Origin of the sequence: Candidatus Roseilinea sp. NK_OTU-006 (genome assembly GCF_012931985.1) — a bacterium.
Taxonomy (GTDB): Bacteria; Chloroflexota; Anaerolineae; order J036; family Brachytrichaceae; genus JAAFGM01.
In genome coordinates this window covers 40,154-53,342 of the sequence record NZ_JAAFGM010000015.1, presented here as the reverse complement: position 1 = coordinate 53,342, position 13,189 = coordinate 40,154, and the positions used below count along the sequence as shown (strand labels likewise).

Here is a 13,189-nt window from a genome sequence, read left to right as displayed (position 1 = left end):
GTGCGAGGTTTACCTTGCGAACCATTTGCGCGCCCCCCGCGCTGCGAACAGCGCCTCTTCGCTGCGCAACATCAAGGCGACGCCGAAGTAGGCGGCTGCGCCGAGGATGATGGCGGCGATCGTAGCCGGCGCGCCATCGCCGGCCAGTCGCACCCATCCCCACAGGGTGATCCCCATCGCCAGCGCCGCAAGCCCGCTTTTGCCAAACGCGACCCATGTCGAACGCGGCTGTATGCGCTCTGCGCGGCGGACGAGCAACGCATACAGGATGAGCGTTTCCAGGATCGTGGCGAGGGCATTGGCTAGCGCCAGCCCGCCAAAGGGCAACCGGCCGGCGCGGTCGAACATCTGATATAGCCCGACGCTTAGCAAGATGTTCAAGGCAACGCTGAACACGGCCAACATCGCCGGCCGTGCGCTGTCCTTCAGCGCATAAAACGCCCGTGTGACCACCTCAAGCGCCACATGAGCCGGCAGGCCGATCGCCAACAGCGCCAACGCGAACGCCACCCACTCGGTCGAGCGCGCGTCGAATGCGCCCCGCTCGAATAAAAGGCGGATCAGCGGTTGGCCGAGGATGATCAGCCCAACGGCCGCCGGCAGGCTGAGCGCGATGACGGCGTTGAGCGCGCGGGTGAACGATGTCGCGAACGATGCCCCTTCGCCTCGCGCCGCGTGCGCGCTGATCGCCGGGAACAGCGCCGTGCCAACGGCTTGGCCGATCACGGCGATGGGCAAAACCAGGATGGCAAATGCGTTGTTGAACGCCGACACGCCGCCGGGGATGCCCGAGGCCAGTGTGGTATTCACCAAGTTGTTGAGCTGCACCGCCCCTAGCCCCAACATACGCGGCGGCATGAGCGTCAAGATTTGGCGCAGGTCGCTGCGTACTGCATGATCTACGCGCGGTGTAGCGTGTGATGCGTTTTGTCCGGCGCCGTGCGCGGGGGCAGCGACAGATGAAAGACGCAGGACCGAGCGCAGCGATGGCAACTGCACGCCGATATGCATCAACGCGCCGAGTACTACGCCCACGGCCAGGCCGTAGACGCCCAAGCCGCTCAGCGCGGTGGCGCCCAAGATCATGCCGAGCTGGTACAGGCTGGGGGCGATTGCCGGCGCGAGAAACGCTTCGTTCGATTGCAGCACGCCCATCAGCAGGCCGCTGACGCCGAAGATCACCGTCGCGAGCAACATGATGCGCATGAGCGACGCGGTGAGCGCCACTTGCGCAGGGCTGAATTGGCGCGCGACGACGTGGTGGATGAGCGCCGGCGCGGATGCGGCGGCTATGAGCGCCAGCGCGCTCAGCACGCCGAACACGACTTGCGCAACGGCGCGCGCCAACCGTTGGGCGATATCCCTTTCGCCCCGGCTCAGCCGCCCCACATAGACCGGGATGAATGCCGAAGCCAGCGCGCCGCCGGCCAGCACGTTGAACATCAGATCAGGAATGACGAACGCGGCGCGGAAGGCGTCTTGCTCGGCGCCGGCGCCGAAACGCGCGTTGATCAGCAAGCGCGCGACGAAGCCGGCGATGTTGCTGAGCACATAGAACCCGCCGACGAGGGCGGCAGATCGGGCGAGGGAACGACGCGACATCACGCGACGAGGGGCAGGATCACCCATGATCCTGCGTGAGGGGCGGCAGGCGCGCCCCTGCTGGCGTTGCAAGTGCTGCTAGCCCTGAGTGCGCCGACTGCTTCGGCCTGGTCGGCGCCGGCGGCAGCGTCGCCTTGATCTCGGTCAGCCGGCGCAACACGTCCATCAGCCGCTGCTTCCATTGCTCTGGTGTCCCGTAGCGCCGGAAGGTAACCTGCATTCGGCCGATCAACGCATCTTCGCCGATCAGGCGGCGCACGTGGCGCGCATCCATCCGGCCGATGGCCTCAGCGCGGATGATAAAGCGGTCGCCGTCGGTGGTGATGCTCTGCGCGTCGAGCGCATGGGCCAGCAGCTTCAAGCGGAGTTGATAAGTCAGGTTGCGCGCTGCCGGCGGCAGCCTGCCAAAGCGATCTTCCAACTCTGCTTCGAACGCGCGGATCTCCTCTTCGCTGTTCAAGCTGGCGGCGCGGCGGTACAACTGCACGCGCAACGCCGCATCGCCGATGTAGCTCTCCGGCAAGCCTACGGTGAGCGGCAGGTCTATCGTCACGGCTTTCGGCTCCGGCGGCGGCAACGGCGCGCCGTCGCGCATGGCGCGCAGCATTTGCACCTGGTTGGCCAGCAGGCGCGTGTATAGGTCGAAGCCGATGGCGGCGATGTGGCCGCTTTGCTTGGCGCCGAGCAACTCGCCTGCGCCGCGCATCTCCAGGTCGCGCAGCGCGATGGAATAACCAGCGCCAAGGCCGGCTGTCTCGCGCAGCGTTGCCAGCCGCTCGCGCGCTTCCGGCGTCATGGGCGACTGGCGTGCGTGCAGAAAGTACGCATACGCCTGGATCGTGGATCGTCCGACGCGACCGCGCAGTTGATACAGTTCGGCCAACCCAAATTGATCGGCGTGATCTACGATGATGGTGTTGGCGTTGGGGATGTCCAGGCCGCTTTCGATGATGTTCGTGCATAGCAGCACGTCTATGCGGTCGGCTCCTGCGCCGCCTTCGGCGAAGCGCGCCATCACTTGGGCCAGCTCCCGTTCGCTCATCTGGCCATGCGCCACGGCGATGTTGGCTTCCGGCGTGAGCCGGCGCAGCTTTTGTTCGACCAGGTGAATCGTCTGCACGCGGTTGTGCACGAAGAACACCTGCCCCTCGCGATCGAGTTCCCGGCGGATGGCCTGCTGCACGATGGCGTCGTCCCATGGGCCGATGAAGCTGATGATGGGCAGACGCTCGGCCGGCGGCGTCTCGATGCGGCTGATGGCGCGCACGCCGCTCAGGCCCAAATACAGCGTGCGTGGGATCGGGGTGGCGGTCAGGGTGAGCACATCCACCTGGGTGCGCAGGCGCTTCAGCTTCTCCTTGGCGGCAACGCCAAAACGATGCTCCTCGTCAATGACGAGCAGGCCGAGGTCGTTGAACTGGACCTCCTGGCTCAGCAGCGCGTGGGTGCCGATGACGATGTCCACAGTGCCATCGCGCAGCCCCTGCAGCACAGCGCGTTTCTCCGCCGACGTGCGGAAGCGCGACAGCATCTCGATCCGGATGGGATACGGTGCCAGCCGCTGGGTGAACGTGTTCCAGTGCTGTTGTGCCAGCACCGTGGTCGGCACGAGCACGGCGACCTGTTTGCCATCCTGTACGGCCTTAAACGCGGCGCGCAACGCCACCTCGGTTTTGCCGAAGCCGACGTCGCCCACCACCAGCCGGTCCATCGGTTGCGGTCGCTCCATGTCGGCCTTTACCGCTCGAATGGCTTGAAGCTGATCGTCGGTCTCGATGAACGGGAAGGCCGATTCCATCTCGATCTGCCAGGGCGTGTCTTTGCTGAACGGCGGCCGGCGGGCCAGCTCGCGCTCGGCGTAGAGCTGCAGCAGGTCGCGCGCGAGTTCTGTGGCTGCGCCGCGCGCCTTCTGTTTTGCGCGCTCCCACTGGCCGCTGCCGAGTTTGTCGAGTGGCGGCCGGGCGTCGTCGCTGCCCACGTAGCGCGACACGCGATCGAGCTGGTGTAAAGGCACGTAGAGCCGATCGCCATCCGCGTATTCGAGCAGAAGATACTCGCGCTCGCCTTCCACCGGTTGGGTGGCTGTGCCGGTGTTGATGGTGAGCCGCACCAGGCCGCGATAGATGCCGATGCCGTAGTCCTCGTGCACCACGGCGTCGCCTGGCTGCCAATCGGCGAACGCCTTCTCCGGCGCAGCTTTGCGCGCCCGCGTGCGCAGGAACCATTCCGGCCGCACGTAGCCGTAGATTTCGCCGTCGGTCAGGAGGATGAACGTGGTCGTGCGCCCGCGCGCCTGACCCTCCGCCTCGGGCCGCCAGATGAAGCCTGCCGGCAGCGCGGCGCTGATGAAGGTGAGCGCGCCGGACGGCGGTTCATCGAGCGCGGTTTGCGCGGCGATGGCTGCGTGGCGCTCGGACCACAGTTCGGCGAGTCGGGCGGCTTGCCGCGAGACTACGACCGTCTTGATGCTATCGTCCGCGCTGTGTTGCGTCTTCAGGTAGTCCAGCAGCGGGGTGATTTGGGCGGCGAAGTGCGGCGGATTGACGAATTGTCTGGCCAGCGGATGCGCGCTCAATGTGCCGGCTTCGCTTTGGCCCAGCACCAATGTCTGGACGCGAACGCGGGCCGTGGTGAACTCGTCCCAGGAGATGTATGGCGCGCGCGCGTCCACGGTCATCCCGGATTCGGCCAGCGTCTCACGTTCGCGTTGGGCTTTCTCCTCCAGCGTGCGCCACGCCTCACGCAGCGCTTCCTCGTCGTCAATCACCAGCAGCGCGCGGTCGTCGAGGTAATCGAGCAGCGAGCTCAGCTTGCCACTCGGAGGTTGATGACGGGTCTCCGGTTGCCGGCTGCCGATCTCGGCGATCTCCAGCGGTGCAATGACGATTTGCGTCAGCGACTCGCTGCTGCGCTGTGTGCCCGGATCGAAAGCGCGGATCGAATCGGCGATGTCGCCGAATAGCTCGATGCGCACCGGCAACGGGTGCGCTGGCGACCATACATCCACAATGCCGCCGCGTCGGCTGAAGGCGCCGATGCGTTCGACCACCGGTTCGCCCTCATAGCCGATCTTCACCCAATGCTCAAGCGCGCTTTCCAGGTGGATTGCAGCGTCGCGCCGAATCACGCGCGTGTTCTGCGCAAACGCCGCCGGCGGCAGGACGGGGTGCATCAGCGCGCGCGGGCTGGTAACGATGAGGGGAGGCCTGTGATCTGCGCGCAGGCTGAGCGTCGCAAGCACGACCGACCGTTGCGCGATCACCTCACGCACCGGCGCGACGCTATCGTAGAAGGCTGTGTTCGGTTCGGCGAAGTGCAGCGGCGGCGCGTCGGATAGATTGCTCAGCGCGTCGGTTGCGATGCGCGAAGACTCCACCGATGAAGTGACGTAGACGATCGGCCGTTGTAGGTGGCGCTGCAGGGCGGCTAGGACGAACGGTCGCGCGGCGCGAGGCAGGCCCAGGCTCACCGGCGCTCGTCCTGAGCCAATCTCCGCGGCCAGGACCTCCAGCGCCGACGCATGGGCGATGACCTCGGTAAGCCCGCGCAACGGCATAGCACGTCATTGTAGTATGTGCCGACGCATGGCCGGCGTGCGCCGGCTGCGCTGCGCCGCCGCCTCGAATCATTGCACGAAGATGCGGCAGAGCACCACTAGGTCGTTGAGCGCCACTGCATTGCCGGGGTGGAGCACGTTCAGACGGCCATTGCCGTCATACATGCCAACGACCAAGCCATAGGCGCCGGGCGCTAGGCCGTCGGGAATGCGCAGGGTGTAGGTGTCTTCGATGATCATGCCGCTGTTCCACGCCGAGGTCGGCGCCGGCAAGCCTTTGTGGCGCGGCGCGCGATCTTCACCTTGCGCCAGCACGGCCGTCATTTCGGGGTTGAAGAGATACCAACCCACCTTGTAATCGCGCCCGACCGGCTGGTTGGCGCGCCAGGTGACATTAAACTGCACGGTCTGACCGGGGAAGTAAGTCGCGCGCTGCAGCGTCACCGCCTCCAGCGTCACCGGGCCCATGTCCACGTTCAGCGCGATGCGCCCGCCGCTGCTCACGGTCAGCGTCAACGTCTCCCCAGCGGCCAGCCTGCTGCCCGCCGGGGGGGTCATTGCCAAGATAACCCCGCGAGGTGCGAAGTCCAACGCCTCGGTGACGGCGATGTTCCAGCCCAGCGTGGCCAGCGTCTGGCTGATTGTGGCGTCCAGCGCGCGGCCGATTAGGTCGCCGGGCACTTCGCGCGCTTCGGCGGGTTTGCTGAGCACTACCTCGATCACCGCGCCTGGGTCCACCAGCATATCTGCCGGTGGGCGTTGCTCGAGCACGACGCGCTGGGCTGTGCTGTTGTCCGGCCGTTCCTCGGCGACGCGAATGCCCAGGCCGAGCAGAGCCAGCTCGCGGGCTGCCTCTTCCAGCGTCTTGCCGGCCAGCGCTGGTGTTTTTACCTTGAAGTTGCCGCTGGTGATGGGCAGCGCCGCCGTGGGGTTCGGGGGCGTAGCCGTCGGCGCGCGTGGCGTAGGCGGTGTTTGATACGCTTGGTAGACCAGCACGTAGAGGGGAATCAGCCCCAACACGCACAAGAACGCGATGGCCGCGAGCAGCCACAGCAGCACATCTGGGCCGGTCTGCGCAGGCGTTGCCGTTGGCGCGGCGGCATGCGACGTGATCATCGGCGCACTCGGCGCGCCGGTTGACGACGGTGGGGTGGGGCGTCGGACAACCGCAGCAGGTGGTGGCGCAACCGGCGGCAGGTTCATCAGCGTTTGCTCCGCGCTCTGCAGCGCATAAGCCGACAGCGCGCGGGCAAGCTGGTTGGCATCGCGATAGCGTTGAGCTGGATCTTTTGCCAGCGCGCGCATGACGATGCTCTCTAGTTGCGGCGAGACGCTTGGGTTTAAAGTGCACAGGGATGGCGGCGGCATCATCTGGTGCATCTGCGCCAGGCGCAGCGGGTCGGATGACTCGAAGGGCAACTGGCCGGCCAACATCTCGTAGAGCATCACGCCGATGCTGTAGACATCGCTGGCGGGCGTAGGCGGTGCGCCGGCGGCTTGTTCTGGTGCGTAGTATTGCGGCGAGCCCCACACTACGTCGGCGCGCTCGTCGGTGTTCGGTATGGCGGTGTAGGCGCGCGCGATGCCAAAGTCGGTCACTTTGGCCTGGCCGTCGGCCGTGAGCATGACGTTCTGTGGCTTCAAGTCACAGTGCACCAGCCCGCGCCGGTGCGCATAGCCGACGCCTTCGCAGACCTGGCGGGCGGCATCCACGGCTTCTTCTATCGTGAATGGCCGGCCGTTGGCAGCGCGCCCGCGCAGCGCTTGCTTAAGGTCTTGTCCCTCCACCAACTCCATGACGATGTAGTGGCGCTCGCGCCCGTTCACCACGTCTTGCCCAACATCGTAGATCGTGACGATGTTGGGGTGGTTGAGGTGGGCGGCGGCCTGCGCTTCTTGTCGGAAGCGCTGCACGAAGTGGGGATCGCCGGCGTAGCGCTCGCGCAGCAGCTTGATCGCAACCAGACGGCCGAGCAGCATGTCCTGCCCCTTGTACACCGTCGCCATGCCGCCGGCGGCCAGCGTCGCTAATAACCGGTAACGGTCGTTGAGCAAGGTGAATTTCGGCGATGGGCCTCCGGCGCTGGGCTGAGAACTGCTCATCGTGGTCTCGCGCATTCTACTCGTCTCGACACTGGCGTTGTTCGTTATCGGCCTTTTGCCTCTGGACGCTCGACGTGTGTTGCTGTTGCTTCGTCCTCGCATAAGAGACGCTGGCGTCGCCGGATTGGTTTCAAGGGGGCAGCGAAGTGGCTGCCGGCAGCGCGCGCTGCGCAGAATTATTGCTCCACCCAGCCAAACGCCCGCGTCACCGCCTTCTGCCAACCGCGATACATTCGGTCTCGTGTGGCGTCGTCCATGCGCGGCTGCCACGTCTTGTCGGCGCGCCAGTGCGCACGCAGATCTTCGATGTTGCGCCAATAGCCGACGGCCAGCCCGGCTGCGTAGGCTGCGCCCAGCGCGGTGGTCTCGCTCACCGTGGGACGAATGACCGGCACGTTCAAGATGTCGGCCTGGAACTGCATCAGCAATTCGTTGCGCACCATGCCGCCGTCCACCTTGAGCGATTGGAGGGGAGAAATGGGGGCCTGCGGGGTGTCTATGCTGGCTTGGATGTCGCGGTTCATCGCGTCAAGCACATCGCGCGTCTGGTAGGCAGTAGCCTCGAGCGCGGCGCGGGCGAGGTGCCCTTTGTTCACGAAGCGCGTCAGGCCGACGATCACGCCGCGGGCGTCTTCGCGCCAGTAGGGCGCATACAAACCGCTGAACGCCGGCACGAAGTAAATCCCGCCGTTATCCTCGACCGAGCGCGCCAGCGCTTCGATTTCACCCGATTGGTGGATGAGGCCGAGGTTGTCGCGCAGCCACTGCACCAATGCGCCGGCGATGGCGATCGAACCTTCCAAGGCGTAAACTGGCTTCGCGTCGCCGATCTTGTAGCCCACCGTGGTGAGCAGGCCGTTTGAGGAGGGCACGGGCGTCTCGCCGGTGTTCATCAGCATGAAGCAGCCGGTGCCGTAGGTGTTCTTCGCCTCGCCCGGCGCGAAGCACGTCTGACCGAACAGCGCAGCGTGCTGGTCGCCCATGTCGCCGGCTACCGGCGCGCCTTCGCGCGTTTCGCCGTACACCTCGGACGAGGAAGCGATGCGCGGCAGCATGGCGCGTGGGATATCCAGGTCGCGCAGGATATCGTCGTCCCAATCCAGCGTCGCCAAGTTCATCAGCATGGTGCGCCCGGCGTTGGTCACGTCGGTAACGTGGTGGCCGGTGGCGTTCCAAATCAGCCAGGTGTCCACTGTGCCGAACAGCAGTTCGCCGTCTTGAGCGCGGGCGCGCGCGCCGGGCACGTGGTCTAGCAGCCACTTGAGTTTGGGGCCGGAGAAGTAGGTGGCCAGCGGCAGGCCGGTCTTGGCGCGATAACGATCCTGGCCGCCGTCTTTCGCCAGCTCGGCACAGATGTCGGCGGTGCGCGTGTCCTGCCAGACGATGGCGTTGTAGATCGGCTTGCCGGTCGCCCGCTCCCACACGATGGTGGTCTCGCGCTGGTTGGTGATGCCGATGGCGGCGATGTCGGCAACGCGCGCGTTGACCCGCGCCAGCGCCTCGGCGAACATGCCTTGCGCGTGCGCCCAAATCTCCATCGGGTCGTGCTCGACCCAGCCGGGCCGGGGGTAGATTTGGCGATGCTCCTGTTGCGCAGTTGCGACCGGCTGCCCCTCGTGGTTGAAGAGGATGCAGCGCGTGCTGGTGGTGCCCTGATCTATTGCGGCGATCAGCATGGTTTTTCGAATGTTGGGTGGAGCGCGGTCGAGTTGGGCCTGATTGCGTCTTCCTGAACTAGACGGCCGTCCTCCAAGCTGCGCCACAATCTTGCGTTTCGCTTGTCCGAGTGACCGGCGTCGATCATGCCACTATTGCGCGTGTTCCGGCAGGCCGGTGAGCGCCCGCACGTCTTTCATCGTCGCGCGCGCGATGGCGCGCGCCTTCTCCGCGCCTTCTTGCATCAAATGGCGGATGCGCGCACGGTCGGCGCCGATTGCCTCTCGGCGCGCGCGCAGGCCGCTGGTGAGTTCTATCAGCGCGTCGGCGACGGCGTCTTTGAGCGGCGCATAGCGGCGGTTGCCCGCCGCATACTCTCGCTCGAACGCATCGGCCTGGTCGTGCTTGCCGCACGCGCGCAGCAGCCCAATCAGGTTGCGGGCGCCTTCGCCCAGCGGCGTGCCAGCCTCGCCGGCGTCCGTCACGGCCGCGCGCACCTTGCTGCGCACCGTCTGCTCGTCCTCGAATAATCCGACATAGGATTTCGGGCCGAGGCTCTTGCTCATCTTCTTGGTCGGCTCGTTGAGCGCGAGGATCTTCGGCGTCTCGGTGGCCAGCATCTCTGGCTCGGGAAAGTACTCCCCAAACTGTGTGTTGAAGCGGTTGGCGATGGTGCGCGATAGTTCTAAGTGTTGTTTCTGATCTTGTCCAACCGGCACATGCGCCGCGCGATACAGCAGGATGTCTGCGGCCTGCAGCACCGGATAGGTGAACAGACCGGCGGAGATGAAGGCATCTTGCTTGCCTTGGAGCTGTTCGCTTTTCTCCTTGAATTGCGCCTGGCGCGTCAGGTCGCCGTAGGAACATACACAGCCAAAGATCCACGCCAACTCGGCATGCTCGGGCACCATGGACTGCACGAAGACGATAGACTTCTCCGGGTCGAGGCCGCATGCCAGCAGGTCAATGAACATCTGCTCGGTGTTCCTGCGCAGCACGGCCGGCTCGTAAGGGACGGTCATCGCGTGCAGGTCTACCACGCAGTAGATGGTGCGATATACGCCGGTGTTTTGTAATCGCACGTAGTTCACTACTGCACCAAAGTAATTGCCGATGTGCATGTCGCCGGTCGGTTGAATGCCGGAGAAGACAATGTTGTTGGTCATGTTTCCCTCTCGATGATTCGTGATGGTTGATTCTCCCCTCCCGACTCCCAGCCGAGTCGCGGAAGTCCGATAGCGTTTGTTCAAAAATGGAAGCGCCCGTCCTCTCTCACTCCCCTTCGGGATCTGAAGACGGGCGCGTGAATCACGCACTCGCGGTGCCACCTCAGTTGACGCGCGTTTGCGCATCCACTCGTTGGATTGGCGATTGCTGACGTTTTGTTCCCTTCCAATTCGGCTTCGCACGTGCTGGCTCGCACCGGCCGCCAGCTTTCTGAGTCACGCATCCGCGAACCCTACTGCGCGGGGACGATCAGCCTAGCCACAAAGAATTATACAAGCGATGGGCGACCGCTCTGCATCGCAGCGCTGAACTACGCTGGCGCGCGGACCATCGGCCCAGGACGCAGAATAAGTCGAGGTCGTATAGTAGTACAATGCTCAGTGTGTCTTGCGCGGTTGCGCAAGCGGATTTATCTCTTCTTTCATCATTATCTTTCAAGGGAGGTGCTTTATGAGCGCTTTACAGATTTGGAGCCCGTTTATCGGACTCGCCGTCGCCGGCTTGCTTTTCGTGTGTGGCTTTGCCACCTTGCTGCTGCCACAAGAGAAAGCGCTGGGCATGCCGCTCGCCGGTCGCATCAACGAAGCCTTTGGGCCGGATGACACTTGGCGCTTTGTGCGCTTCATCGGCGGGTTTTTGATGGCCGTCGGCGTGATGATCGCCATCGCATCCCTTGCTGCGCTCCTAAACAACGTAACGTTGTTCGTGCCCTAAGTCCTATTTCAATTCGGCGATTTGAAGCCAGGCTTCGTCATGGAGCCTGGCTTTGCTTTTGTTACACTTTGCACGGTCATGAATGTTGCAGACCTCGTCGCGCAATTTATGCAGACCTTTGGCCGGCGCCCGACCTTTGTGGCGCGCGCACCTGGCCGGGTGAACCTGATCGGCGAACACACCGACTATAACGATGGCTTCGTGTTGCCGATGGCGATTGACCGCGATGTGACCATCGTCGGCGCGTCGCGCGATGACCGTGTCGTGCGATTGCGCTCCACCAACTTCGGCGATGAAACCTGCTTCGTGCTCGACCGCATCGAGAAAGCGCACGACGGCGCCTGGAGCAACTACGCGCGCGGCGTGGCCGATGTGTTACAGCGCGCGGGCTTTGCCTTGTGCGGCTTTGATGGCGTGATCTATGGTGAAGTGCCGATTGGCAGCGGGCTATCGTCGTCGGCCGCTATGGAGATGGCGACCTTGATGGCCTTCGCCGCGGCAGGGGTGGGTGGATCGGTGCCTTTGGCGTTGGACGGCGCGCAGGCTGCCCGTCTGGCCCAACGCGCCGAGAACGAGTTCGTCGGCGTCAACTGCGGCATCATGGATCAGTTGATCGCATCGCTCGGCAAGGCCGGCCATGCGCTTTTCATTGACTGTCGCTCGTTGGCCTATGAGCTGACGCCCATGCCCAAGGGTGTGACCGTGTTGGTGGTGGATACTTCCATGCCGCGCAGTTTGGCCGCCAGCGCCTACAACGAGCGCCGCGCCCAGTGCGAAGCGGCAGCGCGTCTGCTCGATGCGCCGGCGTTGCGCGATGTGTCGGTCGAGACGTTTGAGCGACGTCGCAGCGAATTGCCCGACTTGATCGCGCGGCGCGCGGCGCACGTGATCTACGAGAATCGGCGCGTGCTGGACGCCGTCGCTGCGCTCCGCGCCAATGACGTGGCGACGTTCGGCCGGCTGATGAACCAATCGCACGCCAGCCTGCGCGACGCGTATGAGGTGAGCAGCGAGGCGCTGGACGCGGCGGTGGAGATTGCGCAGCGCGTCCCTGGCGTGCATGGCGCGCGCATGACCGGTGCAGGCTTCGGTGGCTGCGCCATCGCCTTGGTGGACGATGCGCAGGTCGGCGCGCTGACACAGGCCGTCCTTCGCCAGTATCCGCAACGCGTCGGCCGCGAGCCCAAGGTCTATGCCTGTGTGGCGAGCAATGGTGCAAGCTGGAGGATGCTATGAGGTTTCTGATCACCGGTGGTTCCGGTTTCCTCGGAATCAATTTGACGCGATACCTGCTGAACAAAGGGCATCAGGTGGTCTGCTACGACATCGCGGACTTCGACTATCCGGAGCGCGACCGCATCACGTTCGTCAAGGCTGACATCCGCGACCGCGCGATGCTTGATCGCGTCATGCCCGGCGTGAACATCGTCGTGCACACCGCGGCTGCGTTGCCCCTCTACTCCAAAGAGGATATCTACACCACCGACATCCTCGGTACGCGCAACGTGGTGGATGCGGCCTACCAGGCCGGCGTAGAACGGCTGATTCACATCTCCTCGACCGCGGTCTACGGCATTCCAGACCATCACCCGCTTTACGAAGACGACAAGCTGCAGGGCGTGGGTCCATACGGCGAAGCCAAGATCGAAGCAGAACGCATCTGTCTGGAGTATCGCGAAAAGGGCATGTGCATTCCGATCATCCGGCCCAAGTCGTTCATCGGCCCGGAGCGGCTGGGCGTATTTGCGCTGCTCTACGACTGGGCGCGTGACGGACGCGGCTTCCCTGTGCTGGGCAACGGTAAGAATCGCTACCAGTATCTCGATGTGGAGGATCTGTGTGATGCGATCTATCTGTGTTGCACCTTGCCGCGCGAGCAGACCAACGACACGTTTAACATCGGCGCAAAGGAGTTTGGCACCGTGGCCGAGGACTTTCAGGCCGTGCTCGACTACGCCGGCTATGGCAAGAAGGTCAAGCCCTTCCCCGCCGCGCCGATGATCTGGGGGTTGCGCATCCTGGAGGTATTGAGGCTCTCGCCGTTGTACAAGTGGGTGTACGAGACGATCGCCAAAGACTCCTTTGTGTCCATCGAGAAAGCCGAACGTGTGTTGGGCTTCAAACCGAAGTACTCCAACAAAGATGCGCTGCTGAGGAATTATCAGTGGTATCTGGACAACTACGCGAAGTTCGCGGATAAATCGGGGGTGTCGCACCGCGTGCCGTGGAAGCAAGGGGTGCTGGGGATCGTCAAACGGTTCTTCTGATGAGCGCGGCCTTCGGCAGCGGCTATGCTTTGGGTATGGGGTAACGCGCAGTTCACCGTTCGCT

Annotated in this window: 8 protein-coding genes; 3 read left to right on the top strand and 5 right to left on the bottom strand. The window is 64.3% G+C overall.

The window, feature by feature from the left end:
* Positions 1-9: 9 nt before the first annotated feature.
* The 5 genes from murJ to trpS all read right to left on the bottom strand — a co-directional run bounded on the left by murJ (position 10) and on the right by trpS (position 10,083).
* A complete protein-coding gene (gene murJ, locus GXH28_RS09480) occupies positions 10-1,602 on the bottom strand; it encodes a murein biosynthesis integral membrane protein MurJ (protein ID WP_169238784.1) in 1,593 nt (530 codons plus the stop codon).
* A gap of 19 nt (positions 1,603-1,621) precedes the next feature.
* Complete coding sequence (gene mfd / locus GXH28_RS09475) at positions 1,622-5,158, bottom strand: transcription-repair coupling factor (protein WP_169238783.1); 3,537 nt, start codon at positions 5,156-5,158, stop codon at positions 1,622-1,624.
* A gap of 69 nt (positions 5,159-5,227) precedes the next feature.
* Positions 5,228-7,261 carry a protein kinase domain-containing protein gene (locus GXH28_RS09470; RefSeq protein ID WP_169238782.1) on the bottom strand — a complete coding sequence of 678 codons (2,034 nt, stop codon included), beginning with the start codon at positions 7,259-7,261 and terminating at the stop codon, positions 5,228-5,230.
* A gap of 176 nt (positions 7,262-7,437) precedes the next feature.
* Positions 7,438-8,937, bottom strand: coding sequence for a glycerol kinase GlpK (glpK, locus tag GXH28_RS09465; protein ID WP_169238781.1), 1,500 nt, complete (start codon positions 8,935-8,937; stop codon positions 7,438-7,440).
* Between the two features lie 132 nt (positions 8,938-9,069).
* Entirely contained in the window at positions 9,070-10,083 is a 1,014-nt protein-coding gene (gene trpS, locus GXH28_RS09460; RefSeq protein ID WP_169238780.1) for a tryptophan--tRNA ligase, read from the bottom strand.
* Positions 10,084-10,594: 511 nt separating this feature from the next.
* Here trpS and GXH28_RS09455 point away from each other — a divergent pair.
* The 3 genes from GXH28_RS09455 (at position 10,595) to GXH28_RS09445 (ending at position 13,125) form a co-directional block, all read left to right on the top strand.
* Positions 10,595-10,858 (top strand): hypothetical protein, encoded by a 264-nt coding sequence (locus tag GXH28_RS09455; RefSeq protein WP_169238779.1) that lies wholly within the window; start codon positions 10,595-10,597, stop codon positions 10,856-10,858.
* A 78-nt stretch (positions 10,859-10,936) separates the two neighbouring features.
* Positions 10,937-12,094: a galactokinase gene (gene galK, locus GXH28_RS09450; protein WP_240550306.1), complete on the top strand. Its 1,158-nt coding sequence runs from the start codon at positions 10,937-10,939 to the stop codon at positions 12,092-12,094.
* A complete protein-coding gene (locus GXH28_RS09445) occupies positions 12,091-13,125 on the top strand; it encodes an NAD-dependent epimerase/dehydratase family protein (protein ID WP_169238778.1) in 1,035 nt (344 codons plus the stop codon). The genes galK and GXH28_RS09445 overlap by 4 nt, the downstream gene beginning before the upstream one ends.
* Positions 13,126-13,189: the final 64 nt, after the last annotated feature.

Coding starts and splice junctions, on each gene's coding strand:
- glpK (WP_169238781.1), bottom strand. CDS start 8,937: ATGCTGATCGCCGCAATAGATCAGGGCACCACCAGCACGCGCTGCATC.
- GXH28_RS09455 (WP_169238779.1), top strand. CDS start 10,595: ATGAGCGCTTTACAGATTTGGAGCCCGTTTATCGGACTCGCCGTCGCC.
- trpS (WP_169238780.1), bottom strand. CDS start 10,083: ATGACCAACAACATTGTCTTCTCCGGCATTCAACCGACCGGCGACATG.
- GXH28_RS09445 (WP_169238778.1), top strand. CDS start 12,091: ATGAGGTTTCTGATCACCGGTGGTTCCGGTTTCCTCGGAATCAATTTG.
- murJ (WP_169238784.1), bottom strand. CDS start 1,602: ATGTCGCGTCGTTCCCTCGCCCGATCTGCCGCCCTCGTCGGCGGGTTC.
- mfd (WP_169238783.1), bottom strand. CDS start 5,158: ATGCCGTTGCGCGGGCTTACCGAGGTCATCGCCCATGCGTCGGCGCTG.
- galK (WP_240550306.1), top strand. CDS start 10,937: ATGAATGTTGCAGACCTCGTCGCGCAATTTATGCAGACCTTTGGCCGG.
- GXH28_RS09470 (WP_169238782.1), bottom strand. CDS start 7,261: ATGAGCAGTTCTCAGCCCAGCGCCGGAGGCCCATCGCCGAAATTCACC.